Origin of the sequence: Caballeronia sp. AZ7_KS35 (assembly GCF_023631045.1) — a bacterium.
Taxonomy (GTDB): Bacteria; Pseudomonadota; Gammaproteobacteria; order Burkholderiales; family Burkholderiaceae; genus Caballeronia; species Caballeronia zhejiangensis.
Genome location: NZ_JALQDV010000031.1, coordinates 17384 through 41718 on the forward strand (window position 1 = coordinate 17384; position 24335 = coordinate 41718).

The window sequence follows — 24335 nt, forward strand, 5'->3', positions numbered from 1 at the left end:
CGCTACGCGCGATGCATGTCGCGCAGCGCGCGCAATTCCTGAGCGGCCGCCGTCAGCATGCCGCGCAGCCAGACGTGCGATGCCGAGCGATGCCGCGACGGATGCCACAACTGATAAAAGCGCATGAATGGAAATTCGATCGGGGCGTCGAGCACAACGAGCGGAAGATGCTGCGCGTGATAATTCGCGAAATGCCTGCCGGTCGTGAGAATAAGATCGGTGCCCGGAATCAGGCTCGGCGCGAGATTGAAGTACGGGCAGCTCACGCGGTTATCGCGATGCACGCGCATGGTGCTGAGTCCCGTATCGACGACGCCGCGCTGGTCGCGCGAATATGGCGTGGGCACGATATGCGATGCACTCAGATAGTCCTGGGCATCGAACTTGCCTGATTGCGCATAGACGCTATCGCGCGCGACCACGCACACGACATCGTCCTCCAGCAATACCGACAAATGAAGATGCTCTGGCGGATTGGGCCAGTTGCCGATCACGATATCGGGCGAGCCTTCGGAAAGCCCCTGTTCGTAATTGAATGAAGCCGAAAGCGGCACCGCAATGAGGCGCGCGCGTGGTGCAGCGTGCCTGAATTCGCGCACGACATGCGCAAAAAACGGGGGCGCCAGGTAATCGGGCATTCCGACGGTAAAGCTTTGCTCGGTTGTCGCGGGATCGAAATGATCGTCGGATACGAGCAGGTTATCGAGCGCACTCAATGCGGCCTGTGCGCTCTGCGCGAGCTGAATCGCGCGTTCGGTCGGCACCATCGCGTTCTTTTCGCGCGTAAGCAGCGGATCGTTGAAGATGGCGCGCAGACGCTTGAGCGCCGAGCTGATGGCCGGCTGCGACTGGTTCATACGAATGGCCGTGCGTGACACGCTGCGTTCCCCGATCAGCGTGCACAGCACGCGCAGCAGATAGGTATCGAATGGATCGTCGGTGCGATTCATGATGATTTCGGTGTCTCTATTGTTCGCGTGGCTGCGCCGCTATTTTGCCAGCCGGCACTGCGGGAACCGCTTCATGCGAGGCGCGCTAGGGTAATCCATAAGGCGTGAAAAGTGCGGCGAAAAACCGTGCAAAGCCCTATCGCACAAGGCTTTCGAACCCATATACATGTTGCTATGGGGCCTATTGGCTCGTCCCCCGTTCCCGATTTTTTGGCCGTTTCTATACTTGCTTCCAACCGAGCGCACGGCCGTGTCCGCGCGACGCAAACCGACTGGAAAGGAGAAACCATGTCGCTCATCAAACAGGAGATGCCGGTTTTCGCGAGCGCGGTCGAAAGCGCCGAAGCAAGCGTCTATCGCAAGGTTTCATGGCGCCTGCTGCCGTTCCTCGGCGTGCTGTGGGTGCTCGCTTGGCTGGATCGCGTCAACATCGGCTTCGCGAAGCTGCAGATGCTCGACTCGCTGCATTTCAGCGAAGCCGTATACGGTCTCGGCGCGGGCATCTTCTTCATCGGCTACTTTCTCTTCGAAGTGCCGTCGAACATGCTGCTGCAGAAGATCGGCGCGAAAAAGACCATCATGCGTATCACGATATGCTGGGGCGTCATCTGCATGTTGCAAACGCATGTCACCACGCCCACGCAGTTTTATGTCCTGCGCTTCCTGCTCGGCGCATTCGAAGCAGGGTTTTATCCGGGCGTCATTCTTTACCTCACTTACTGGTATCCGTCGCAGCGGCGTGCGCGCGCCTTCGGCACGTTCATGTCGGCTTCTGCGATCGCGGGCGTGCTCGGCGGTCCCCTCGCCGGCTGGATCATGACGTCGATGGGCGGCGTGCACGGCATGCACGGATGGCAGTGGCTCTTCATCATCGAAGGTATTCCGTCGGTGCTGGCCGGTGTGTTCGCGTACTTCTACATGACCGACAAGCCCGAGCAGGCGCGCTGGCTTTCCGATGATGAAAAGCGCGTCGTGCTCGATGCCCTGCAACGCGACAACGCAGCGATGGGCGAACGCGGTCACGACTGGCGCTCGCTCTTCAAGAACCGCAAGGTGTGGCTGCTGATCGCGATCTTCTTCTGCCTGCTGTGTGCGAACTCGACGCTCACTTTCTGGATTCCCACCGTCATCAAGGACGTTGGCATCAGCACGCCGATGGCGGTCGGCTGGATCGCGGCGGTCGCCTATTTGTGCGGTGCTGTGGGCATGATCATCAACGGCGCGCACTCGGATCGCAGCAATGAAGTGCGCTGGCACTTCAGCGGTGCGGCAATCGTCGGAGGCATATCGATGGCCGCGCTCGCGATGCTGATGGGTTTCGACAAGATCTCGCCGGTGATCGCGCTGCTCGCGATGACCGCATCGCTCATCGGCACCATGAGCGCGATTCCCGTTTTCTGGCAACTGCCCAACCGCTATCTCGCTGGCAGTGCGGCCGCAATCGGCGTGGCGCTCATCAATTCCGTCTCCAATCTCGCAGGCTTCGGCGCGCCCTATGTGATGGGACTCATCAAGAACGCGACGGGCAAGGTGACGACCGGCCTGTACCTCGTGGCCGTAATCGAAGTGCTGGCCGCGGTGCTCGTGATCGTCGGCATCCGCAAGCTCGGCAACAAACAAGGGGCCTGACATGCGCGACAAGAACACATCATCCCCTGCATTCGACGTGAGTCGCCGTCGCTTTGCTCTGCAATCCGTGGCACTTGGCGGCAGCATGCTGATCGCGAAGACGGCGCTGTCCGCCGATGCACCCGCGCCGAATCAGACGACCGGCCCGGTGCAACAGGATGGCCTGAGCCCACGCCTCACGATGCACGGCCTGGACACATGGCATGGCACGCCCGCTTCGGGTATGCGCGTGGAGCTGTTTGCGATCGACGACGGGCGTTCGAAGTTCCTTCAGACGATCACGCTGGCTGCAAGCGGACGCAGCGAGCCTCCCCTCCTGATCGGCGATACCTATCGCGCGGGGACTTATGAGTTGTTGCTGCATGTGGACGAATACTTCGCCGCACGCAAGGCGGATCTTCCGCAGCCGATGTTTCTCTCGAAGATCCCGCTGCGCTTTCGCATCACGGACGTCAATCAGCGCATTCATTTGCCGGTGCTGTTCGGACCGTGGAGCTACAACTACTACCGCGGCAGTTGAGCCGGAAAGTACTCGAACGCGAGATCAGGAGAAAACATCATGGCCGCAGGCATTACCACCCACGTACTCGACGTCGCACTCGGCAAACCCGCCGCCGGGATGCAGATCGAATTGTTCGATATCGGCAGCGAGCCGCCCACGCTGCTCGCGCGCACGCGCACCAATCGCGACGGACGCACCGACTCGCCGATCCTGCCGGCGGCGCAAGCGCGAGCGGGGAATTTCGAGTTGCGCTTCTGGGTCGCCGATTACTTCAAGACGCCCGATGTCTTCGCGGACGTCGTGCCGGTTCGCTTCACGCTCGCCGATGCGACGCAGCACTATCACGTCCCGCTGCTTTGTTCGCCTTGGAGTTTCGGCACCTATCGCGGAAGTTGAATCAGCGCTTACTGCAATTGACGATTGATGTTTCGCAACTTGGAGACGCGCACGAACGGATAAGAAAATGTCTAAAACAACTTTCCATTTCTTATTCGAACCGGAGTGAAATCTGGATTTGCAATGTGCGTCTCACCACTTACCGTCCTGGAGCGATATTCTAGACTTTCCACTGCTACGCATTTACACGAATCTCCTCTAGCGCATTGCGGATGTGCATGGCATAGTGCGATCGACGATCTATTAGAGGTAACTCATGTCAACGCTAGAAAGTATTCAGGCGCGTATCGAAGCACTTCAAGCGAAAGCGGATGCGCTCGTTGCAAAACAATCCGAGAATGCGCTGCAAAAGATTCATCACCTGATGTCGAGCCATGGATTGACCATCTCGGACATCGAAAGCTATTCCGGTTCACGCAAGAAGGCGGGCAGTTCGGCTTCCGCGAAGAAGCCCGGCGCAGTCGCCTATCGGGATCCAAAGACCGGTGCGACCTGGAGCGGCCGCGGACGCGCGCCGGGCTGGATCGCCAATGCAAAGGACCGTAGCAAGTTTGCGGTTGGAGCAAGCGCGCAGGGAACCAAGGCTAAAGGAAAAACGCGCGCTGCTGTCAAGCGCAAAGCAAAGGGACAACCGCGCGGTCCTCAACCCGCGCTCTATCGCGATCCGGAAAGCGGCGCAACGTGGAGCGGTCGTGGCCGCGCACCCGCATGGCTCGCATCGGTTAAAGATCGGACGCCGTTTCTGATTGCCTGACACTGTATTCACACAAACGGCGGAGTTCGTGCACGACTCCGCCGTTTTCTTTGCGGTCCGGAGTTTCAATCTATACACGCGGATCGAAATCGAATTCGATCCTGATGCCGCCCGGTTCGTAAATCATCATGTGGCGCTTTGGACCGGCTCCTAGCAGTTCCGGCGCGAATTCCACTGCCACTCCCGGCCATGTCGACACGCGCTCGAGAATCGTCGCGAGTGCGGCTTCATCCGTTGCGCGCAATGCGAGATGATGAAGCCCGATATTCTTTCGCCGATCGAATGCTATAGGCGCCGATTCATCCTTCACCTGCCATAACGTAACCAGCAGCTTTCCGTCCGATACGAATACGGCGGGATACTCGGACCGCTCGCCGACGATCTGCCAGCCGAGACATTGAACGAAAAAGTCACGCGTTGCGTCGAGATTGCGCACAGTGAGACCTACGTGATCGATTCCAGATGTCAGCATCGCTTCCTCCGCGTGCATTCGAGCGTTCAGGAGAAAGGCCCCCGAACATTCGACATGCTTATGCCAGCGTCAATTTGACGTCGATATTATTGCGCGTTGCATTCGAATAAGGACAGACGATATGCGCCTTGTCTACAAGCGCCTGTGCCTCGCTGCGATCCATTCCCGGTAGCGAGATCTTCAATTCGACCTCGATGCCGAAACCGTTCGGGATTTGACCGATGCCCACGCTGCCATCCACCGCGACATCTTTCGGCAGCGTGATCTTGTCGCGAGCGGCGACGAATTTGATCGCGCCGATAAAGCACGCGCTATACCCTGCGGCGAAGAGTTGCTCGGGATTGGTGCCATCGCCACCACCGCCGCCGAGTTCTTTCGGGGTTGTCAGCTTGAGATCCAGATTGCTTTCGGGCACGGTCGCGCGGCCGTCGCGCCCGCCAGTGACATGAGCATGTGCACGGTATATAACTTTTTCAATCGACATCGCCAGACTCCTGTGCGTTGTGTTGAGCGGATCTCGCGGCGCGCATGTGCCGGACGAAGTCCGCCGACATGAGTTCCCCACTGGACGCTGCCCGATATGGGCACGTTCCAATAGCGAAGGATACTCAAGTCACGGCGAGCTCGCCTGACGCATGACCGACGCGCCGAAGCAAGCTCGCTTCAATCACAAGACGACGGGTTCTCTGCCTGAAAAGACCGGATCTGCAACGGGCGATGTGTTTTCCTTCGCGATACGTTCGCACACCGCGACCACATGCGCCGAACCGGTCGTCATGAAGAGGGCGTGATCGAGGTCCGAAAAGATCGCCATTCGCACGGATGGATAGCGCGACAGTCGCGCGCCCAGCTTGCCGAAATGCGCGGCGATCAGATCCATGCCCGCATCGTACGCGCCATAGACGAGCGCTGTCTTTACGCCTTTGGCATCGAGCGCACGAATGATCGGTCCCGGTTCGGTCGCGAGCTCCGGCGCCGTGCTGCTCAGGCGGTCGAGCCTCAACACATCGACGATACGCGAACGCGCGCGCGTCGCCATATAGCCGAGCACGAAGCGCAATACGCGCATCAACTGCTTTTCGCCGCGCAGGATCGCTTTCCATTTCTGCGGATCGAGCATCGAGAATGCATAACCCGCCATGGAATTGCGCGTCGATTGACGCAAGCCGTCGGGCGCGACGTCCGCCGGTCTTTTAAACGTCGGCAGATTGACTGTGACGACACCGTTGATCGCATTCTCGGCGACCGCCGCCTTGAGCGCGTGATAAGCGCCCGAGCACACGCCGAATGCAAAGATCGACTTGTAGCCCTGCCGCGCGAGCCAGCGTGCGGCGGCCGCGGTGTCGTCAGTCGCGATCTGGTTATAGATTCGGCCGAACGCCGTATCCGATTGCACTGCGCCGGGCGCGGCCGGACTGTCGCCTCGGCCTCGCGCATCGAAACGCAATGATGCAATGCCGCGCCGCGCAAGCTCGCGTGCAATGCGAACGGATAGCCGGCTGTCGCCGACGCGCGCACTCGCCGATGTATTCGCAATGAGAAACACCGGACCTCGCGCGGCCCCCGTGCGCGGCTCGCACAAAATGCCGAAAAGCTTTTCGTCGCCGATGCGTACTGGGCGTTCGATAGCTTCGGGTGTGTCTATCTTTAGAGCGGACCAGTCAACGGCATCGGCCGACGACGGCGCTTGCCTGTTTGATGAATCCTTGCCAGCGATCCATTCCACGACTTGGGCGAACGCTGCGCGCGGCAATGCGTTGAATGCAGTTTCCTGAAGAAAGCCAGTGAGATCTTCGAACGGACGCGCCTGTGCTTCCACGCCCTTTTCGATGAGCGCGTCGCACAATGGATCCGTGCCGCCCGCCTTCATATTCATGACCAACGCGCGACGCGCTGGTGCCGCCGCAGCGTCTCTTACGCTCGCGACGAGATCGATCGCCTGCAATGAGCCTTTGAATTCATCGCTATAAACCTGGCCGAGGACGTTGAGCCGCGCGTCGTCCTTTTGCATCTCACGCAAAGGCGGTGCAAGCAGTTCGAGCCATGTCTTGCGCACGATGCTCAACTCGCGCATATACACGCGGCCACTCGCAACGGGTGCGAGCAGTACGAGGTCATCGACCGGTTGACGCAATGCGGCCTCGAGCGCGAACGCGGCGCCCACGCGAAAGCCGCATAACGTGACGTGCTCTATGCCTGTCGATGTCTTCAGCCATTCGATGGCCGCGTCGACGTCATCGACCGACGATTGGAATTGATCCGGTGCGAGATCGGCGCCCGCCGAGTCGCCCGTGCCTCGATAGTCGAAACGCAGCACCCATATGCCTCGCGCGGACAGCGCTTCGGCGAGATGCCGCATGCCGCTATATGTCCACACGTATTCGTGCCCATAGGTATTGCAGAGCACTACGCCGCGCGTGCCGCTTCCGGCGTGCAGCCATCCGAATCGGTTCCCGAATACAACCGGTCTCATATCGATCTCGTCCTCGTCTTTGGTGGCGCGCAAGGATCGATGACTCGTCGTCCCGTTCTTGCAATGCCTGGCCGTCAACGTCCCGCCGAATACGGGATCGCGAGGTATTGAGACGATTATATTAAGCGTCCTCTTCGTAACACGGCTTGCACCGGCGAATAGGTGCGAATGAGCTACCTATTGGCGCATAAGACATAGCTTGTGTGAGCTACCGCTCATTTCTTTATGCAAGGTTCGTCGGCATAACGTCAGATTGGCTGCAGACGAGTCCCCTCGCCTGCCTATATGACTTTTTGGAAGATCGATTCTCTATCAGAGATCCAATACGAGTACCTTGCTCGTCGCACGCGACACGCACGCGGTCAGATAGTCGGTCTTTTCTTCTTCGCTCATGATGCAGTCGTTGTGCTCGACGTCTCCTTCGAGATAACGCACCTTGCACGTACCGCACAAGCCCGCGCAGCATGATGTCTCGATGAACACGCCCGCTCCCGCCAGTGCATCGGCAATGCTCTCGTCCTTCGTCACTTCGATTTCCTGTCCTGTGCTCGCGATACGCACGATGAAGCTGTCGTTCGCATCGTTGGCGGCCTGCTCGCCAGCGTTGCGCTCAGGTGCCTTGAAGTGCTCGAAATGCACCGTTCCGGACGGCCAGTGCCGCGCCGCATCCGCGCACGCTTGCATGAAGCCGCCTGGACCGCAGCAATAGACGTGCTCGCCTTCGCCGGGCGCATTCAGCAAGTCCCCGATATCGAGGCCCGCCGATGGATCGCCGCCATCGAAATGAAAATGCAGACGCCCGCTTGCGCGCATGTGCTCGAATTCCTCGGCGAACGCTGCGCTGCCCGCATCTTTCGCGCAGTAATGCATTTCGTATTCGATACCGGCATCGTCGAGTTCATGCGCCATCGCCTTCAATGGTGTGATGCCTATCCCGCCCGCGATCAGCAACACGCGGCGCGCGCCGTCGACGAGATGAAAGTTATTGCGCGGCCGGCTTACACGCACGATGTCCTGCACGCGCAATTGCTCGTGAAGCGCCTTCGAACCGCCGCGCCCGCGTTCATCGCGCAATACGGCGATCACATAGCGATGCCGCTCGCGTGGCGCATTGCTGATCGAATACTGCCGCACGACGCCGCCCTCGAGATGAATGTCGATATGCGCGCCCGCCGTGAAAGGCGGCAATGGCGCACCGTCGGGATCGATGAGTTCGTATGAATTGATGCCTCGGCCTTCGAAGCGGACCTGACGCACGAGCAGATTCAAGGTCTGACTCTGCGCGTCGGTCGAGATGGATTGTGTTGACATGGTCGACTTCCTCGAATCGATGATCCCGCATCGCGAGAGCGCCGTGCGCCCTCGCGTCGGCCGGCTTATTGCTTCATCGCGAGTTCGAGTTCCTCGAAGCGTTCGCGTACGAATGCGGTACGTGCATCACCCTTCAGCTTTTCGCTTTCCGCAAGGATCGCAACGATCTGCTTCGTCACCTTGCGACGGCGCATGACTTCTTCTTCGACGGTTTCGCCTTCGGGGATCTCGAACACATTGCCCGAGCAGAAGCTATTCGGCGCGCCCGCGTTCTCACGAAACCATTCCGCGAAGTTTTGCGCCGACGCGGCCGGATTCGAACCGCGCAACGCGTCGCGCAGCATCTTGCGGAACAGGAACAGGCCCGCGTCGAACTTGGTCGGATTCTCGAGCGCATGCACCGCGATTGGCCGTTGGCTGATGATGGCTTCGTAGTCGCCGGGCGCGTATTGCGCCTGCTTGTAGTTCGCACGCTCACGATGATTGGGCGGAATCGGCACGATGTCCTCGATCGTGTATTCGGCGAAGCGCTCGGGACGACGCATCGCGACCTGGCCGTCGAGGAAGTCGATCGACTCATAGCCCACCAGTTCCTTCTTGCCGATACCGCGCGTATCGATGCCGGGGCCCATGACGCGCCAGCCGATCATCTTGCTGTTTTGGTCGTCGACCGGAACCGTCCATCGGATGATATGAAAGCGGCTGAAGAGCTTCTTCTTCGAACCATCTTCCGATGTATAGGCATGCAGGCTCAGATTTGGCAGCACTTGATGCTGCACGCGCACGAACAAGCGGTCCTTGTTCACGCGGCGCGCGCCCGCACACGCGAGACTGCGGCCTTGTTGGACCGGCTGAAAATGCATGTCGGGCGCGACTTCCATCGACGCTGCGCCGACTTCGTCGAACGTCGTGCCCTGGAACTGTCCTTTCACCACGTTCTTCGCGGCATGCAATGCCGTCGGATGAAAGTTATCGGCGGCGTTGTCCTGAACCTGCAACCAGTTGCAATGCTGGAAGTTGCTGTAGGGCACGAGTTCGTCGCCGGGCATCACGGTGTAGTCGCCTTCCCACTCCGGAAACGGCGGCTCGTTTTCCGGCGGCCCCATGTAAGCGAACACGAGACCGTGACGCTCGACTGCCTTATACGCACCCTGCCGAATGGAACACGCGTACTTTTCGGCCTCTTTCTCTTCGCCCTTCGGAAACGGCACATGCAGGCACGCGCCGTCCACGTCGAACACCATGCCGTGATAACAGCACATGATGCCGCGCTCTTGAATCGCGCCGTATTCGAGCGATGCGCCGCGATGCGCGCAATGCGCGTGCAGCAGACCCACACGCCCGCTGCCGTCGCGGAATGCCACCAGTTCTTCGTTGAGGATCTTCAGAAAGCGCGGCGTGTCGGTCAGCTCCATCGACATGCAGACCGGATGCCAGAAGGCGCGCATGTATTCACCCATCGGCGTCCCGGGGCCCGTCTCCGTCAGTTCCGGATCGTGGCCCGGCACCTTGTTCACGTAGTAACCGCCGTAGGGCACGAGCTTCTTGACTGTCGCGGCCGCGCCGCCGCTGCTCTGATGCCCTTCCAGCTTGTCCGATTTGATGGTCATGGGAAATCCTGTTTCGAGTGGGGTTGAATCGATCGATGCCTGAGACCTGAATTCCGGCTTCCGAACTCCGAACTCTGTATACAGAGATTAGCGATGTGGATCGGCGTTGTCTCTATGGGTAAACGTGAATGAAAACAGGAACGCGATAACGTTGCGTTGACGCGTAAGGCCGGCCCGCTGTACCCTTGCCGTATTCTGTATCCAGAACTTACGCTCGAATCATGCCCGCCAAACTTCTCAAGCTCCAGGCCCGCACCGACTATGTCGACGAGGTCTACAAAGTTCTGCTCGACGCCATCAGTTCGGGTTCGCTCGCGCCCGGCACGCGCATCACGCAGGAAGAGATCGCCGAACAGCTTGCGGTTTCGCGCTCACCCGTCCTGCAGGCGCTGCGTCTGCTGAAGAAAGACGGTCTTGTCGTCGATGCGCCCGGACGCGGTCTCCTCGTCACGCCGCTCGACCCCGCATGGATCAGTCATCTCTATGAGATTCGCGGCGCGCTGGATTCGCTCGCTGCGCGTCTCGCCGCCGAACGCGGCGCGAAGATCGACAAGGCGATCATCACCAATGGCAGGCGCGCGTCGAAGAGCGACGATGTCAAGGCGATGATCGATGCCGACATGGCCTTTCATAACGCGATCTACGTGGCATCGGGCAATCCGTTGATCGCCGAGACCGCGCAGACGCACTGGGTTCATCTGCGCCGCGTGATGGGCGCCGTGCTGCAGGCATCGGGACAACGCAAATCGATCTGGGACGAACATGCTGCCATCGCGGCGGCCATCGCGGAAGGCAACGGCCACCGTGCCGCCGAACTTACCGATCTGCATACCGCCAACGCGCGAAGAAACCTCGTCGAACGGCTCGGCGTCGTGCTGAGCGAGCAACGCGAACGGGAATCGGAAGCAACGTGATCTCACGCACGGGTTGCGAGTTGCATCGACGGCGAAAGCCCCTGTTTCAAGGGGCCGTTTCGCTTGGCGTGCGCGAGTCAGTCGCTGCGACGGCGGCTGTTCACGAGCGCGGCGGGCACCGCGAACACGAGCAGGCTGCCGATCACGCAACTCGCCGCGAGACCGAGCACGCCGCTGCCCGTCGAACCCGACTGCGTCTGGATCACGCCGATGAGCCAGGGACTCACGACGCCCGAGATGCTGCCCACGGAATTCGCAAGCGCAAGGCCCGCGGCTGCAGCGCCGCCGCTGAGAATCGCGGGCGGCAGAACCCAGAACTGCGAGATGGTCGTGACTACGCCCATCGTCGCGAGCGTGAGACCGATCATGCCGAAGAACGTGGAGTGCGCGTACATCACGCTCATAAAAAGGCCGAGCGCGCCGACGAAACCCGCGCCCGCAAGATGCCAGCGTCGCTCGCCACGCTTGTCCGAGCTATGGCCGACCGCGAGCATCGCAATGGCGCCCGCTGCATAGGGAATCGCCGAGAGCAGGCCGATATCGAGCGGATCGGTCACGCCGCTCGCCTTGACGAGCGTCGGCAGCCAGAAGCTCACGCCGTAGAGCCCCATCGTGAAGAAAAAGTACGTCACGGACAGCAGCAGTACTTTCGGATGCAACAATCCATCCTTTACCGAATGCAGCGCATGCGCCGGCTCTTCGTCGCGCAGATTGGCTTCGAGCATTGCTTTTTGCGAGTCGTTGAGCCACTTCGCATCGACGACCTTGTCGTCGAGATAGAAGTACGCGACCACGCCCAGAACGGCCGTCGGAAGGCCTTCGAGCAGGAAGAGCCATTGCCATCCCGCGATGCCGTGCGCGCCGCCCATATGCGTCATGATCCAGCCGGACAGCGGCCCGCCAACGACGCCGGACATAGGAATGCCCGTCATGAAGAGCGCGGTTACTTTGCTTCGGCGCGAAGCGGGAAACCAGTACGTGAGATACAGCAGGATCGCCGGAATGAAGCCTGCTTCGGCCACGCCGAGCATGAAGCGCATGATGTAGAAGCTCGTCGGCGTCGTGACGAACATCATGCCGGCAGAGATCACGCCCCACGTCACCATGATGCGCGCGATCCAGCGACGTGCGCCCACGCGCAACAGAATGAGATTGCTCGGCACCTCGAACAGCAGATAGCCGACGAAAAACACGCCCGCGCCCGCACCGTAGACGGCGTCGCTGAAATGCAGATCGTTGAGCATCTGCAACTTCGCGAAGCTCACGTTGATGCGATCGAGATACGCGCACAGATAGCACACGAAGAGAAATGGCAGCAGACGCCATGTCACCTTCGCATACGTCGACGATTCATCGCCTGTCAGATACGCAACCGGACTGTGGGAACTCATGCTTTGTCTCCTGGTTATGTCATGCGTCTGGATCGCTCACATGTTCGTCACCTCAAACCAGAAAGACAAACGATGCCTGTTCATCCATCCATGACAGGCTCTCATGCATAAGGTGTTTCCATGAGGCGCATTCCGAACTTCGTACTCCTGCGCGCATTCGAAGCAGCCGCGCGTCTGGAAAGCTTCACGCTTGCCGCAAGCGAGCTTCATCTCACGCAATCGGCGATCAGTCATCAGGTCAAGGAACTCGAGCAGTATTTCGGCAGGCCGCTCTTTCATCGGCGCAACCGGCGCGTGGAGACGACGTCCGAAGGCCGTCGCCTGCATGAAAGTCTCGGACGCGTGTTCGATGTCATCGAAGCCGCATGCGCCGAAGTCACGCTCGATCCGCTCGCGCAAGTGCTCGCCGTTCATTGCGCGCCGAGCTTCGCCGTGAAATGGCTCGGGCCGCGTCTGCCCGAATTCATGCAGGCCCATCCGAACGTGACGATACGTCTGTCGTCGGACGCTGAGCCCGCCGATCTCGCACGCGCGCGCGAAGTCGACGTTGCCATTTCATATGGCTTCGCACACGAACGTGCCGGTGTCGTCTCGCGCGCACTGGGCACGGAGCGCATCATCCCGATGTGTTCTCCGTCCTTGTTGCAGGAAGGCGTGCCAGCGCCGGAGCACATTGCGAGGATGACGCTGATCGACTCGCAACTCAGCCGTGTGACGTGGCCCGGCTGGTTCGAGCTCAATGGGCTCGACATGCCACGCGGGCCGCGGCCTTCGTTCGACCGTGCGGCGCTCGCGATATCCGCGGCGGTGGATGGCATGGGCGTCGCGCTGGAAACGACGCGCCTCGCCGAGCGCGAGCTTGCGCGCGGCGATCTGATCGAGTTGGGCGCGGGTGTGTTCGCGCCGCTCGCAAGGGAGACGCACTTTCTCTCTTATCGCGCCAACGAACGTGATGTCGAAAAAGTGAAATGTTTCTGTGACTGGGTGCTGGCGAAGGCTGGCCTTGATGACGCGAAAGAAGTCGAAGCGTGAGGCGAAATCATGCCGCCTGTCTCGCCCGCTCCTCCTCGACCATCCGGGCGTGTGCATACACGCGATCGCGTTCGCGCGCGACGAGCGTGCGCTTGCGTGCAAGCGTCTGTCGATGATATTTCGGGTCACCCATCTGCATCACGTATTCACCGTGACGATGACGCAGGTAGCGCTGGAAAAACTCGGCGCCGGGCAAGCCGCTGTCGAGCGCCATGAGCACGCCGTAATCGATGTCGTGCACATCCCCGAGTGCCTTGATTGCGGATTCGAGCGCGGCATAACGCTGCGGCAGTGGCAGCCCCTTGTCGCATAGCGCATGAAAGCGCTGATAAGTCAGCACTTGTCCGTGCGATGCACACCGCCATAACACTTTCGCAAGCCGTTGACTGAGTTCCGTTTCCACGTTTCCTCCCGCAAGGTGCGCGGATCGTATGAGTGTGACATTCCACCGTCATTCGGATTTCGAAGACGGCATGCGGTTGCCTGGAAAATCACCTGCAACGCCAGAAGATATGCGCAACGCTCGCCATTGCGCCAAATCGCCTTGCGCGCATCGCCGAAAGCGTCATGCAATGCGGCCAGGTCTAAGAAACCTGTCTATGAAGATTCAGTTGAGCACGTTTTAATAATTCGCATGTTTCTATTTCCCACGCTGAAAGAAAGAACTCATATAGCGAAGAACACGAAATGCGATAAACGTCTATGCTTATTAGACCTTTCACAATGCACATATAGCATTGCGCACGAATCCGCACCGCTGCATGATGCAGCAGTGGACTCGCGGGAACCTTCTGACACGAGCGACTCGGCGCGACTTGTGTGCGCTTTCGCTTAATATTGACCTCGGCGGGTCTTATTGATTGCCACGCCACAGCGCCGTAACTTTTGACCAGCAACCATGCGCGGCGGCTGCGACTCGATTACATGCTAGCAAACATATTGCAGGAAACCAAGGAAAGATTCCACATGAAAGAACGTTCCGCGCTTGCGCGCGGCTGTCGTTCGGCATTTTTTTCCATCGTCGCCTGCGGCCATATCGGCCGATCAATTCGCAATGCAATGAAGAGGAACCTCTAAAGAAACCATATAACTTGCTTAAGCAAAGACGCCACGCAGATTACGCGCCGTTTCACCTGCGCCGCTCGACGCGCACTTCACACGCGGCACACTTCTTAAGATTGGTTTAAGTCTGAGAGACTAAAACGTCATCAAACGCGGGCAAGATAGTGCCCCTTGCAATTTGCTTCGTATCGGTTTTCACGAAAACGTCCACGCGGATGGTCAGGCCGGGCAACGCCGCACGCGCAATCCAACAGCGCGATCAGGCGCAGGCGACGACCATCCCATTCAGCCCGGCAGAAATGCCGGGCTTCTTTTTAACCGCGCCCTCCGCGCACTTGCGGCGCGCCATTGCCGGTCTGCGTAATGGCGACGGGCAGATCGAAGTGAAACGTGGTGCCCGTGTCTTTCGAATCGATCAGGCGAATCTGGCTGCCGTGCAATTGCAGCATGCGTTGTACGATGAGCAGCCCTAGCCCGCCGCGATGCGCGCCGCCCGAAGCGAACGGACGCATGAAAAGCGCCTTGCGCATTTCCGGCGGAATGCCCGTACCCGTATCGCTGATCGTGACTTCCACTCTGTCAGATTGTTCGCGCGCAAGTGCAAGTGTCACGTCGACGACGCCTTGCGCAGGCGTATGACGGATCGCGTTATCGAGCAGATTCGTGAACACGCGCTCGATCATGCCGAGATCCGCCGTTACGTTCGGCAAGCGTGGCGCGATCTGGGCATTCAGGCGCACGCCCCGCGATTGCGCGGGCAGTTCGAACTTTTCGAATACGTCCTGCACCAGATCGGCGAGAGAGAACGCCTCGGCTTCGGGCGCGACCATGCCGTGTTCGAGTTTCGCCAGTTCGAACAATGACTGCGCGAGATGACCCACCTTCGCGCTCTGTGCAAGCGCGATCGACAGATAACGACGCCGATCGGTATCCGGCAGCGTGTCGGACTTGAGCGACAGCGTCTCGAGATAACCATGCAGCGATGACAGCGGCGTGCGCAAATCGTGCGAGATGTTCGCGACCATCTCGCGACGCTCGCGATCCTGCTGACCCAGCGCGCGCCACTGCTCGCCGATGCGTTCCGCCATCTGCGCGAACGCGCTTTCGAGCACGACGATCTCGTCGCGTTCGTTCGCCCGCGCATCGGGCGTGTCGATGCGCGCGAGCGCCGGCGGTTCTGCTGGCGCGCCACGCGCGTCGAACTTGCGCATTGCTTCGGTGAGGCGGCGCAGCGGCCGCGTAACGAGCCCGAATGCAACCAGGCCCGCGACGAGCCCGAGCAATGTGACGAGGCCCATCGACGCGAGCGTGGTGCGCAACACCGCGCTCGCCGATGCCTTCGCAGCCAGCGCATCGTGCTCCTCGCCGAGCAGCACGACATAGACATAGCCGAACGGCGGCTTGCCGGGCGCGGCGAGCGGCGCTGCGCTGAAGACTTTGCGCTTGCCCTCGCTGCGCGGATCGTCACCGAGAATCGGCAACACGGCGCCGTCGAGGAACTGCCGCACCGGCGCGAGATCGACATGATCGCGCTTGAGATGTCCGGGCGGCGCATCGTCGGCACGCACGCGCCCCGTGTTATCGAGCAGATAGACTTCGACGCTCGGGTTCACCACCATCAACTGACTGAAGAGCCGGCGCACGGCGGGCGCATCGATGTCGTTGGCATCGGCGAGCGCGCCGTCACGCGCGATATGCGCCGCAAGCCCGCGCGAAAGACTCTGAATGACTTCCTTCTCGCGCAGATCGCTCGCGCGAATCTGCAGCCACGCCGATGCGCCGCAGCACGCGAGCAACAGCACGCAGAACACCGCGAAGAGCCGTTGCGACAAGGTGAGCTTCACGACGCGCCATCCTTGCCGTCAGGCGATTGCGCCGCGAGCTTATAGCCGTGGCCCCATACCGTGAGAATGCGCTTCGGATCGGCGGCATCTTTCTCTACTTTCGCGCGCAAACGATTGATATGCGTATTGACCGTGTGCTCATAACCTTCATGCCGATAACCCCACACTGCATTGAGCAGGTCCATGCGCGAGAACACCTTGCCCGGATGACGCGCGAAGTGATAAAGCAGATCGAACTCGCGCGGCGTGAGTTCGATGCGCGCGTCATCCACCCATGCTTCGCGCGCGAGCGGATCGATCGCGATGCCCGCCACTTCGATGCGCCCCGTCTCCAGCCGCGAGTCCTTCGCGACCGCATCGACGCGGCGCAGCAGCGCCTTCACGCGCGCGACGAGTTCGAGCACCGAGAACGGCTTCGCAAGATAATCGTCCGCGCCGAGTTCGAGGCCGAGAATGCGATGCACCTCGCTCGAACGCGCGCTCGTGATGATGATCGGCGTATAGCGTGTCATCGCGCGCGCACGCCGGCAGATTTCGAGGCCGTCGACGCCGGGCAGCATCAGATCCAGAATCAGCGCATCCCATCCGCCCTGTTCGAGCAGGCGCAGCCCTTCGGCGCCATCGGCGCTATGCACGACTTCGTAGCGTTCGTCGCGCAGGTTGAGACTCAGCACATCGGCGATATGCATGTCGTCTTCGACAATCAGAATGCGTTTCGGATGATCCATGAGGAATGTTATCGGCAGAGAAAAACACGCGCGCCCAATCCGCAGAACAATGGACGGGCGTCTGTGCCATTGTGCAGAAAAGCGCGCGGCCAAGTATCACATTTAATTTAACTTTCGGTGAGGACTCGGGGATGCGCGCGCGAATACGATGCCGGTACACCACTCGAACCCGAGGCACGCATCATGCAAACCCGCCGCCGCTTTCTCCTCACAGGCACCGCGGCCGCCGCCGCAGCGTTCGCACTGGGCGGACGCTTTCGCGCGCTCGCGGCCGATCCGAAGACGCAGGAAAGCTTCGAAATCGTCCATAGCGACGATGAATGGCATCGTCTACTCGATCCGGTGCAATTCGACGTATTACGCCGCGAAGGCACCGAACGCCCTTATACGAGCCCGCTCAACGACGAGCATCGCGCGGGCACGTTCAGTTGCGCGGGTTGCAGGCTGGCGGTGTTCTCCTCGCGCACCAAGTTCGACAGTCATACCGGCTGGCCCAGTTTCTGGGCGCCGCTCGATCATGCGGTCGCGACGCGCATCGACGGCTCGTTCGGCGTCGTGCGTACCGAAGTGCATTGCCGGCGCTGCGGCGGTCATCTGGGCCACGTCTTCGACGACGGTCCGAAGCCGACGGGCCTGCGCTACTGCATGAACGGCGTCGCGATGAACTTCGCGCCCGGCGCAGCCTGAATCGCGCCAGCACTCCGATCAACCTCGACCACCCGATACCATCATGCTGCTCATCGTTCTTGCCTATCTCGGCGGCGCGCTGACGATTCTCAGTCCGTGCATCCTGCCGGTGCTTCCCTTCGTGTTCTCGCGCGCGGATCAGCCGTTCGTGAAAAGCGGCTTGCCGTTGCTCGCGGGCATGGGCCTGACCTTCGCCGTCGTCGCGACGCTCGCGGCCGTCGGTGGCGGCTGGGTCACGCAGGCCAATCAATACGGTCGCTGGGCGGCCATCGTCCTGCTCGCAGTGTTCGGCCTCACACTGCTGTTGCCGAGTCTCGCCGAGCGCGTGATGCATCCGCTCGTGAGCGCGGGCAATCGTCTCACCGCATTCGCGCAACGCGGCGACGGCAAGCCGAGCTTCGGCGGATCGTTCATGCTCGGCATCGCGACCGGTCTTCTGTGGGCGCCCTGCGCAGGCCCGATTCTCGGACTCGTGTTGACGGGCGCGGCGCTCAACGGCGCGAGCGTCGGCACGACTCTGCTCCTGCTCGCGTATGCAGCGGGCGCGGCGACCTCGCTCGCGGTTGCCTTGCTGATCGGCGGACGCGTGTTCGCCGCGATGAAGCGCTCGCTCGGCGCAGGCGAATGGGTGCGGCGCGGCATCGGCGGGGCGATGCTGCTCGGCGTTGTCGCGATCGGGCTCGGGCTGGACACCGGCGTGCTCGCTCGTGTATCGACGGTCGCGACCTCGGGCATCGAACAACAGCTCGTCGACAAGCTCTCGAACAAGAACCAGGGCGCGATGATGATGTCCGCGAACACGGCGAACGTCGATAACAACGGACCCGCGATGATGCGCGCGAGCACCGAGCCGCCGAAGTCGCCGAACCCCGCGCCGCTGCCCGTGGAAGGCACGCTGCCTTCGCTCGATGGCGCGGTGCAATGGCTCAACTCGCCGCCGCTTACAAAGGAAGCGTTGCGTGGCAAGGTCGTGCTCGTCGATGTATGGACGTACTCGTGCATCAACTGCCTGCGCACGTTGCCGTATGTGAAGACGTGGGCGCAGAAGTATCGCGATCAGGGGCTTGTCGTGATCGGCGTGCATGCACCGGAGTTCGCATTCGAGCGCAACGTCGATAACGTGAAGAAGGCGGTTCACGATCTCGGTATCGATTATCCCGTTGCGATCGACAACAACTTCGCGATCTGGCGCGCGTTGAATAATCAGTACTGGCCGGCGCATTATTTCATCGACGCCAAGGGCGATATCCGCTATCACCACTTCGGCGAAGGCGATTATGCGCACTCCGAGCAGGTGATTCAGCAACTGCTTGCCGAAGCGGGTCACGGCGCCGCGCCTGCCATGGCGACGAGCGCGAAGCATGACGATAACGACATCGGTCAGGGCGCGATGATGCAGGCCGACAACGCGGACATGCGTTCGCCTGAAACGTATATCGGTTACGAACGCGCGCAGCAGTTCATGTCGCCGGGCGGCGAAACGCAGGATCGCATTCACGACTATGCCGCGCCCAACGCCCTCGACGTCAACGACTGGGGACTCGCGGGCGCGTGGAAGGTCGGCGCCGAGCACGCGACGCTCGAAGGCGCGACGGGGCGCATCGTGTATCGCTTTCATGCGCGCGATCTGCATCTCGTGCTCGGGCCGTCGAAAGATGGCAAGCCGGTGCGCTTTCGCGTGAGCATCGATGGCGCGGCGCCGGGCGCATCGCATGGCAGCGACATTCAGGCGGACGGAAGCGGCACCGTGACCGAACAGCGCCTCTATCAGTTGGTGCGGCAGGCGGGCCCCGTCGCCGACCGCACGTTCACCATCGAATTTCTCGACCCCGGCGTCGAAGCGTATGCCTTCACGTTCGGTTGAATGCGACTTCTTGAGGAGCAGACATGTTCAGGACCAACAGCATGACATTCAAGGCCGTCAGCGTGGCCGTATTGTTCGCGGGCGCGTTCGCACTGCAGCGCGTCGCGCATTCGAGCGAGGAAGCCGTGAAGATTCCGCCGCCCGTGCATGACGAAAGCGCGACGGCCGTGCATACGGAAACGGCCGTATTCGCGGGCGGCTGCTTCTGGGGCGTGCAAGGCGTGTTTCAGCACGTTCGCGGCGTGAAGGAAGCGCTGTCGGGCTATGCGGGCGGCGCGGCCGGCACGGCGCAATACGATCGCGTGAGCGAAGGCGATACCGGTCATGCGGAATCGGTGCGGATCACGTATGACCCGGCGCAGGTGTCGTACGGCAAGCTGCTGCAGATCTTCTTTTCGGTCGCGCACAATCCGACGCAACTGAACTATCAAGGCCCCGATCACGGCACGCAATATCGCTCGGCCGTATTCCCGACGAACGCAGCGCAGCGCGAAATCGCCAATGCGTATATCGCGCAGCTCGACAATGCGCATGTGTATGGCGGCAGGATCGTCACGAAGATCGAAGACTACAAGGGCTTCTATCCGGCCGAAGGCTATCACCAGAACTATCTGACGGAGCATCCGGAAAGCCCTTATATCGCGATCAACGATCTGCCGAAAGTGGCGAACCTGAAGCAGATGTATCCGGACGCCTATCGTCAGGACGCGGTGCTCGTGACGGTCGCATCCAAATAGGCATCGACGATCGCGAGCACATCGGGCATGTTGCGCCTGCCGAAACCGAGGCGCACATGCTCGTCGCCGTGATCGACCAGCGTCGAGGGCAAGAGCAGCACGCCCGTGCGTTCGAGCAGTTCTGCGCAGAACCGCTCGGCGCTTTCGCGCTTCAACCGCAAGAAACCGATCGTGCCCGCGCGCGGACGATGCCACTCGAAACGATCCGCATGGCGCGCGAAGAAGGCGTCTAGCACGCCCAGATTCGCGCGGATGATCGAAACATTGCGTTCGATAAGCGCATCAGTGTGGCGCACTGCAATCGCCGACAGATACTCGCTCGGCGCGCTGTTGCTGATGGTGAGATAGTCCTTGAACGTGCTCATGCGTTCGAGCACTTGGGCGCTCTTCGTCGCGATCCAGCCGAGGCGCAGGCCGGCGAGCCCGTGCGTCTTCGAGAGCGCACCGAGTGAAATCGCGCGCTCGTACACATCGCATGCGGCGGGCAGACGATCCGCGCGATCATGTTCGAGCCCGCGATACACCTCGTCGCTGAATAGCCATAGTCCATGCTTGCGCGCGAACGCGACGATCGCATCGAACACGTCGCGCGACGGCAGATAACCGGTCGGATTGTGCGGCACGCACATCACGAGCGCGCGTGTGGCCGGCGTGACGAGCGTTTCGAGCTCCGCCGGATCGAGCGACCAGCCCGCTTCTTCCCGCGCCTTCCACGGCGCAACGCTCACGCCCAGCGCCTCGGCCACCGTGTAATGCGACTGATAGCCCGGCATATGCACGATCATGTGATCGCCTGGCGCGAGCATCGTGTTCATGAACGAATAGATCGCTTCCTGAGCGCCCGTGTGCACGATGATCTCGTCAGCATCGATGTTCTCGTACAGCGTCGCCAGTTCGCGCCGCAGCGCGGGTGCGCCGGGATATTCCGTATAACCGAGCCAGGTATCGCGCAGACCGTCGATCGAGTCCGGTTCATATGCAAGCAGTTCGCCGATCGACATCGATTCGGGATCGGAAGTGCACAACAGATGGCGCGCGGTGAATTCGTGCTGCGAGAAATAGCGTTCGAGTTTGAACGGGTTCGGTTGCATCGCGTCGCTTGATCGGAATGGAAGAAGGCTCTAGTTTGCGCGTCTGATGTACATTCACACAGCTAAACTTTCTAATTCCGATTAAGGAACGCTAATGCTCGACTACGCTCTCCTCGATTCGCTGCTTGCCGTCGTGCGCACCGGTTCTTTCGAGCGTGCGGCGCGCGAACTGAACGTCACGCCTTCGGCCGTCTCGCAGCGCGTGAAGCTCCTTGAAGAGCGCGTGGGCGCCCTGCTCGTCAAGCGCGGCCAACCATGCGAAGCAACCGCTTCCGGCGCGCTCTTGTGCCGCCACACCGAACGCGTGCAATTGCTCGAAGCCGAACTCGGCGGGCACATGCCAGCCTTGCCGGGCGCGCAGAGCGGGCGGCGCGCGAAATTGCGCATCGCGGTGAACGACGACAGCATGAGCACATGGTTCATCGACGCCGCGGCGGACTTTTGCATCGAACGTGAACTGCTGCTCGATGTCGTCGTCGACGATCAGGATCACACGGCGCAACGCATCCGCGAAGGCGATGTGCAAGGCGCGATCACCACGCAAGCCGAGCCCGTTCCCGGCTGGCGTTCGATGAAGCTCGGACGCATGCGTTATCGCGCGGTATGTTCGCCCGCGTACTTCGCGCGCTATTTCGCCGATGGCCTCACGCGCGATGCGTTGCGCCGCGCGCCCTGCGTCAATTTCAACGAAAAGGATGAATTGCAGAAGCGCTTCATCAAACGCATGAGCCGCGCGGAGATCGAACCGCCCGCGCATGTCGTGCCGCATGGCGAGGGCTTCGTGCGCGCGTGCACGTCGGGGCTGGCGTGGGGAATGTGTCCGCAACGGCTCGTCGCGCAACACGTCGAAAACGGCGACCTGGTGGAAGTGTCGCCGGGTGCGCGCTTCGACGTCGATCTCTACTGGCAGAGCTGGCGTCTTTCGATCGGCTGGCTGGACGACTTCAGCGCGATGCTCAAACATCGCGCCAGATCGTTTCTCGATTGAGCATTACGCTTCGCGGGTTTCGATCGAATCCACGCGATCTCGATAGAACGCGAGATGATCTTTTATCGACGCAACAGCCTCATAAGGAGACTCATACGACCACACGGCGTTGGCCGACTTTTGTCCACCTGAAGGGATACTGTAATAGCTGCACTCACCCTTGTAAGGGCAGTATGTCGAGTGCGACGTGCGTTCGAGTTGCGACATGTCCACGTCCTTGCGCGGCACATATAGCACCTCGGGATACGATGCCTCGCGCAATGAAAGCGCTTCGGTCGTATCGGCGATCACGCGTCCGCCCGCTTTGACCAGCACGCGCGACGGACTGCGCTCGATCGTGATCGGATGATCGGGACCGGGAATCTTGACGGCTTTATCCATGAGTGTCTTCCTGCGAACGAACGCACCATAGCGAACGGAAGAATCGATGGTAACGCCGTTGCGTCGAACACGCAGAACCCGGCCCCTCGCAGCATCAATGACCGAAATAAAGGGGCTTGGTGCCGTCGTTGTCCATCCGCGGCATCGCGCGCATGCCTGCAGCCGAGCGGCCGCTGGTCGCGCCGCCGTAGGAATTCATATCGGCGTTATAGGCATTGTTCTGCCCCGATGCGCGGCGCTCGGCGCGCTGGATATCCGACGGATACGAAGTCTGGTCCGAGCGCGACGGATCGTAGCCCGCTGCTTCGACCTGCCTCAGATCTTCCTTCACCTGACCCCGCGTAAGCGACGAATCGGTTTGCGCGAATGAAAGCGCCGGCGCCACCACTACAGCGGCGACGGCCACGGCTTTGACGAACGATTTCATGGTGAACCTCCGGTATGTTGGCCTGCGCACGGTGATTTCTGTGCGTGCTTCATACTCAGCATCGCCCGTGCCCGGCAACGACCGTCGTCCGTCTAAAACGCGCCTACGAACCCTTGCTCTCGATTGCCTTGACGAGCGCATGCCGCACGCGATTCGCCGGCGTCGGCACGCCGAGCGCTTCGCCACGCCGCACGATCAGCCCGTTCAGATGATCGATCTCGCTCTTCTTGCCGCGCGCGAGATCCTGCGCCGTCGACGAGAACTGATTCGGCATCGTCTCGGCGATACGGCGCACGGCGGCATCGACATCGCCGGGAATCGTCACGTTGTCCGCTTTCGCGACCGCAAGGCATTCGTCGACGACATCGCGCATCGTGCGTGTAATGCCCTCGCCCTGCACGAGCTTTCCATAAGGCAACTGCGTGATCGCGGACAGCGCGTTGTAGGCGCAATTCAGCACGAGCTTCGCCCATAGCGCGCCGCGCACGTTGTCGGAGATTTCGGTCGGCACGCCCGCCGCCACGAGCGCACGCGCAACGCCTTCGCTCTTCGTCGATGGCTCGATCACGAGTTCACCGCGTCCGTTGTGCTTCACGTGCCCCGGCCCCGCCATTTCCGTCGCGACGTACACGACAGCGGCCGCCGCCTCTTGCGGCAACAGTTCGCGCAGGCGCTCCGCATTCTCGACGCCGTTTTGCAGCGACAGCAGCAGCGCATCGTGTTCGAGATAAGGCGCGAGTGCCTTCGCGGCGCTTTCGGTGTCCGTGGACTTCACGCAGAAGAGCACGAGTTGCGCGCCCTTCACGGCGCTCGCATCGGTGCTCGCGGCGACGTGTACCCGTTCGTCGAAATGCTGCGTGTCGAGCCGCAAGCCGTCGCGTTCGATCGCCTCGACATGCGTCGGCCGCGCGATCAGCACGACCTCGTGACTCGCGCGCGCGAGCATGCCGCCGTAATAACAACCGACCGCGCCCGCACCCATGACGGCGACTTTCATGTTTCGCTTCTCCCGTTGCGATGTTGAACTGTGGCTCGAAAAGGTAACACATGGCTGCGGACGGTTCGTTACGTCACGGATGTTGCGCAAACGCT

At 60.9% G+C, this 24335-nt stretch carries 24 protein-coding genes; 10 read left to right on the forward strand and 14 right to left on the reverse strand.

Going from position 1 to position 24335, the window contains the following annotated elements:
- Positions 1-2: 2 nt before the first annotated feature.
- Positions 3-950 carry a LysR family transcriptional regulator gene (locus NCT05_RS19575; RefSeq protein ID WP_008353318.1) on the reverse strand — a complete coding sequence of 316 codons (948 nt, stop codon included), beginning with the start codon at positions 948-950 and terminating at the stop codon, positions 3-5.
- Positions 951-1238: 288 nt separating this feature from the next.
- Between NCT05_RS19575 and NCT05_RS19580 the strand changes: the two genes are divergently transcribed.
- The 4 genes from NCT05_RS19580 (at position 1239) to NCT05_RS19595 (ending at position 4231) form a co-directional block, all read left to right on the forward strand.
- A complete protein-coding gene (locus NCT05_RS19580; protein WP_250502988.1) occupies positions 1239-2579 on the forward strand; it encodes an MFS transporter in 1341 nt (446 codons plus the stop codon).
- Position 2580: 1 nt separating this feature from the next.
- A complete protein-coding gene (locus NCT05_RS19585) occupies positions 2581-3099 on the forward strand; it encodes a hydroxyisourate hydrolase (RefSeq protein ID WP_175979356.1) in 519 nt (172 codons plus the stop codon).
- A gap of 39 nt (positions 3100-3138) precedes the next feature.
- A complete protein-coding gene (gene uraH / locus NCT05_RS19590) occupies positions 3139-3477 on the forward strand; it encodes a hydroxyisourate hydrolase (RefSeq protein ID WP_008353315.1) in 339 nt (112 codons plus the stop codon).
- Between the two features lie 256 nt (positions 3478-3733).
- Positions 3734-4231 carry an H-NS family nucleoid-associated regulatory protein gene (locus NCT05_RS19595; protein ID WP_008353314.1) on the forward strand — a complete coding sequence of 166 codons (498 nt, stop codon included), beginning with the start codon at positions 3734-3736 and terminating at the stop codon, positions 4229-4231.
- Between the two features lie 70 nt (positions 4232-4301).
- On the opposite strand, the gene NCT05_RS19600 is transcribed toward NCT05_RS19595, so the two are convergent.
- The 5 genes from NCT05_RS19600 to NCT05_RS19620 all read right to left on the reverse strand — a co-directional run bounded on the left by NCT05_RS19600 (position 4302) and on the right by NCT05_RS19620 (position 10097).
- Positions 4302-4703 (reverse strand): VOC family protein, encoded by a 402-nt coding sequence (locus NCT05_RS19600; protein WP_033536174.1) that lies wholly within the window; start codon positions 4701-4703, stop codon positions 4302-4304.
- A 58-nt stretch (positions 4704-4761) separates the two neighbouring features.
- Positions 4762-5187, reverse strand: coding sequence for an organic hydroperoxide resistance protein (locus NCT05_RS19605; protein WP_250502989.1), 426 nt, complete (start codon positions 5185-5187; stop codon positions 4762-4764).
- A gap of 183 nt (positions 5188-5370) precedes the next feature.
- Positions 5371-7176, reverse strand: a complete 1806-nt coding sequence (locus NCT05_RS19610) for an alpha/beta fold hydrolase (RefSeq protein WP_250502990.1) — start codon at positions 7174-7176, stop codon at positions 5371-5373.
- A gap of 312 nt (positions 7177-7488) precedes the next feature.
- Positions 7489-8487 (reverse strand): PDR/VanB family oxidoreductase, encoded by a 999-nt coding sequence (locus tag NCT05_RS19615; RefSeq protein WP_250502991.1) that lies wholly within the window; start codon positions 8485-8487, stop codon positions 7489-7491.
- A gap of 65 nt (positions 8488-8552) precedes the next feature.
- Positions 8553-10097 carry a Rieske 2Fe-2S domain-containing protein gene (locus NCT05_RS19620; protein ID WP_175979359.1) on the reverse strand — a complete coding sequence of 515 codons (1545 nt, stop codon included), beginning with the start codon at positions 10095-10097 and terminating at the stop codon, positions 8553-8555.
- A gap of 221 nt (positions 10098-10318) precedes the next feature.
- Between NCT05_RS19620 and NCT05_RS19625 the strand changes: the two genes are divergently transcribed.
- Positions 10319-11011, forward strand: coding sequence for a GntR family transcriptional regulator (locus NCT05_RS19625; protein WP_008353303.1), 693 nt, complete (start codon positions 10319-10321; stop codon positions 11009-11011).
- Between the two features lie 77 nt (positions 11012-11088).
- On the opposite strand, the gene NCT05_RS19630 is transcribed toward NCT05_RS19625, so the two are convergent.
- A complete protein-coding gene (locus NCT05_RS19630) occupies positions 11089-12402 on the reverse strand; it encodes an MFS transporter (protein WP_250502992.1) in 1314 nt (437 codons plus the stop codon).
- Between the two features lie 120 nt (positions 12403-12522).
- On the opposite strand from NCT05_RS19630, the gene NCT05_RS19635 reads away from it, so the two are divergent.
- Positions 12523-13434 (forward strand): LysR substrate-binding domain-containing protein, encoded by a 912-nt coding sequence (locus NCT05_RS19635; RefSeq protein WP_250502993.1) that lies wholly within the window; start codon positions 12523-12525, stop codon positions 13432-13434.
- A gap of 7 nt (positions 13435-13441) precedes the next feature.
- Here NCT05_RS19635 and NCT05_RS19640 read toward each other — a convergent pair whose 3' ends face one another.
- The 3 genes from NCT05_RS19640 to NCT05_RS19650 form a co-directional block, all read right to left on the reverse strand.
- On the reverse strand, positions 13442-13837 hold the full coding sequence (locus NCT05_RS19640) for a hypothetical protein (protein ID WP_250502994.1): 396 nt from the start codon (positions 13835-13837) through the stop codon (positions 13442-13444).
- Between the two features lie 973 nt (positions 13838-14810).
- Entirely contained in the window at positions 14811-16340 is a 1530-nt protein-coding gene (locus tag NCT05_RS19645) for a sensor histidine kinase (protein WP_250435852.1), read from the reverse strand.
- On the reverse strand, positions 16337-17068 hold the full coding sequence (locus NCT05_RS19650; protein WP_250502995.1) for a response regulator transcription factor: 732 nt from the start codon (positions 17066-17068) through the stop codon (positions 16337-16339). Before NCT05_RS19650 ends, NCT05_RS19645 begins: the two co-directional genes overlap by 4 nt.
- Before the next feature lie 183 nt (positions 17069-17251).
- On the opposite strand from NCT05_RS19650, the gene msrB reads away from it, so the two are divergent.
- Genes msrB through msrA form a run of 3 tightly spaced genes read left to right on the forward strand, consistent with a single transcriptional unit; the run spans position 17252 to position 20356 of the window.
- Positions 17252-17755, forward strand: a complete 504-nt coding sequence (gene msrB, locus NCT05_RS19655; RefSeq protein ID WP_250502996.1) for a peptide-methionine (R)-S-oxide reductase MsrB — start codon at positions 17252-17254, stop codon at positions 17753-17755.
- 43 nt (positions 17756-17798) lie between these two features.
- Complete coding sequence (locus NCT05_RS19660; protein WP_250502997.1) at positions 17799-19619, forward strand: cytochrome c biogenesis protein DipZ; 1821 nt, start codon at positions 17799-17801, stop codon at positions 19617-19619.
- Positions 19620-19660: 41 nt separating this feature from the next.
- Positions 19661-20356 (forward strand): peptide-methionine (S)-S-oxide reductase MsrA, encoded by a 696-nt coding sequence (msrA, locus tag NCT05_RS19665; protein WP_250503000.1) that lies wholly within the window; start codon positions 19661-19663, stop codon positions 20354-20356.
- On the opposite strand, the gene NCT05_RS19670 is transcribed toward msrA, so the two are convergent.
- A complete protein-coding gene (locus NCT05_RS19670) occupies positions 20320-21447 on the reverse strand; it encodes an aminotransferase class I/II-fold pyridoxal phosphate-dependent enzyme (RefSeq protein WP_250502998.1) in 1128 nt (375 codons plus the stop codon). The two genes, msrA and NCT05_RS19670, sit on opposite strands and share 37 nt — an antisense overlap.
- 94 nt (positions 21448-21541) lie before the next feature.
- Between NCT05_RS19670 and NCT05_RS19675 the strand changes: the two genes are divergently transcribed.
- Positions 21542-22435, forward strand: a complete 894-nt coding sequence (locus NCT05_RS19675; RefSeq protein WP_250435856.1) for a LysR family transcriptional regulator ArgP — start codon at positions 21542-21544, stop codon at positions 22433-22435.
- A gap of 3 nt (positions 22436-22438) precedes the next feature.
- Here NCT05_RS19675 and NCT05_RS19680 read toward each other — a convergent pair whose 3' ends face one another.
- The 3 genes from NCT05_RS19680 to NCT05_RS19690 all read right to left on the reverse strand — a co-directional run bounded on the left by NCT05_RS19680 (position 22439) and on the right by NCT05_RS19690 (position 24240).
- Positions 22439-22816, reverse strand: a complete 378-nt coding sequence (locus NCT05_RS19680) for a DUF427 domain-containing protein (RefSeq protein ID WP_008353290.1) — start codon at positions 22814-22816, stop codon at positions 22439-22441.
- Positions 22817-22910: 94 nt separating this feature from the next.
- Positions 22911-23243 carry a DUF4148 domain-containing protein gene (locus NCT05_RS19685; RefSeq protein WP_008353289.1) on the reverse strand — a complete coding sequence of 111 codons (333 nt, stop codon included), beginning with the start codon at positions 23241-23243 and terminating at the stop codon, positions 22911-22913.
- Between the two features lie 103 nt (positions 23244-23346).
- Positions 23347-24240, reverse strand: coding sequence for a ketopantoate reductase family protein (locus tag NCT05_RS19690; protein WP_250502999.1), 894 nt, complete (start codon positions 24238-24240; stop codon positions 23347-23349).
- Between the last annotated feature and the right edge of the window lie 95 nt (positions 24241-24335).

What these genes read in the sequence shown, in the direction of transcription:
- NCT05_RS19575 (WP_008353318.1), bottom strand. Translation starts at nt 950, where the DNA reads ATGAATCGCACCGACGATCCATTCGATACCTATCTGCTGCGCGTGCTG.
- NCT05_RS19580 (WP_250502988.1), top strand. Translation starts at nt 1,239, where the DNA reads ATGTCGCTCATCAAACAGGAGATGCCGGTTTTCGCGAGCGCGGTCGAA.
- NCT05_RS19585 (WP_175979356.1), top strand. Translation starts at nt 2,581, where the DNA reads ATGCGCGACAAGAACACATCATCCCCTGCATTCGACGTGAGTCGCCGT.
- uraH (WP_008353315.1), top strand. Translation starts at nt 3,139, where the DNA reads ATGGCCGCAGGCATTACCACCCACGTACTCGACGTCGCACTCGGCAAA.
- NCT05_RS19595 (WP_008353314.1), top strand. Translation starts at nt 3,734, where the DNA reads ATGTCAACGCTAGAAAGTATTCAGGCGCGTATCGAAGCACTTCAAGCG.
- NCT05_RS19600 (WP_033536174.1), bottom strand. Translation starts at nt 4,703, where the DNA reads ATGCTGACATCTGGAATCGATCACGTAGGTCTCACTGTGCGCAATCTC.
- NCT05_RS19605 (WP_250502989.1), bottom strand. Translation starts at nt 5,187, where the DNA reads ATGTCGATTGAAAAAGTTATATACCGTGCACATGCTCATGTCACTGGC.
- NCT05_RS19610 (WP_250502990.1), bottom strand. Translation starts at nt 7,176, where the DNA reads ATGAGACCGGTTGTATTCGGGAACCGATTCGGATGGCTGCACGCCGGA.
- NCT05_RS19615 (WP_250502991.1), bottom strand. Translation starts at nt 8,487, where the DNA reads ATGTCAACACAATCCATCTCGACCGACGCGCAGAGTCAGACCTTGAAT.
- NCT05_RS19620 (WP_175979359.1), bottom strand. Translation starts at nt 10,097, where the DNA reads ATGACCATCAAATCGGACAAGCTGGAAGGGCATCAGAGCAGCGGCGGC.
- NCT05_RS19625 (WP_008353303.1), top strand. Translation starts at nt 10,319, where the DNA reads ATGCCCGCCAAACTTCTCAAGCTCCAGGCCCGCACCGACTATGTCGAC.
- NCT05_RS19630 (WP_250502992.1), bottom strand. Translation starts at nt 12,402, where the DNA reads ATGAGTTCCCACAGTCCGGTTGCGTATCTGACAGGCGATGAATCGTCG.
- NCT05_RS19635 (WP_250502993.1), top strand. Translation starts at nt 12,523, where the DNA reads ATGAGGCGCATTCCGAACTTCGTACTCCTGCGCGCATTCGAAGCAGCC.
- NCT05_RS19650 (WP_250502995.1), bottom strand. Translation starts at nt 17,068, where the DNA reads ATGGATCATCCGAAACGCATTCTGATTGTCGAAGACGACATGCATATC.
- msrB (WP_250502996.1), top strand. Translation starts at nt 17,252, where the DNA reads ATGCAAACCCGCCGCCGCTTTCTCCTCACAGGCACCGCGGCCGCCGCC.
- NCT05_RS19660 (WP_250502997.1), top strand. Translation starts at nt 17,799, where the DNA reads ATGCTGCTCATCGTTCTTGCCTATCTCGGCGGCGCGCTGACGATTCTC.
- msrA (WP_250503000.1), top strand. Translation starts at nt 19,661, where the DNA reads ATGACATTCAAGGCCGTCAGCGTGGCCGTATTGTTCGCGGGCGCGTTC.
- NCT05_RS19670 (WP_250502998.1), bottom strand. Translation starts at nt 21,447, where the DNA reads ATGCAACCGAACCCGTTCAAACTCGAACGCTATTTCTCGCAGCACGAA.
- NCT05_RS19675 (WP_250435856.1), top strand. Translation starts at nt 21,542, where the DNA reads ATGCTCGACTACGCTCTCCTCGATTCGCTGCTTGCCGTCGTGCGCACC.
- NCT05_RS19680 (WP_008353290.1), bottom strand. Translation starts at nt 22,816, where the DNA reads ATGGATAAAGCCGTCAAGATTCCCGGTCCCGATCATCCGATCACGATC.
- NCT05_RS19685 (WP_008353289.1), bottom strand. Translation starts at nt 23,243, where the DNA reads ATGAAATCGTTCGTCAAAGCCGTGGCCGTCGCCGCTGTAGTGGTGGCG.
- NCT05_RS19690 (WP_250502999.1), bottom strand. Translation starts at nt 24,240, where the DNA reads ATGAAAGTCGCCGTCATGGGTGCGGGCGCGGTCGGTTGTTATTACGGC.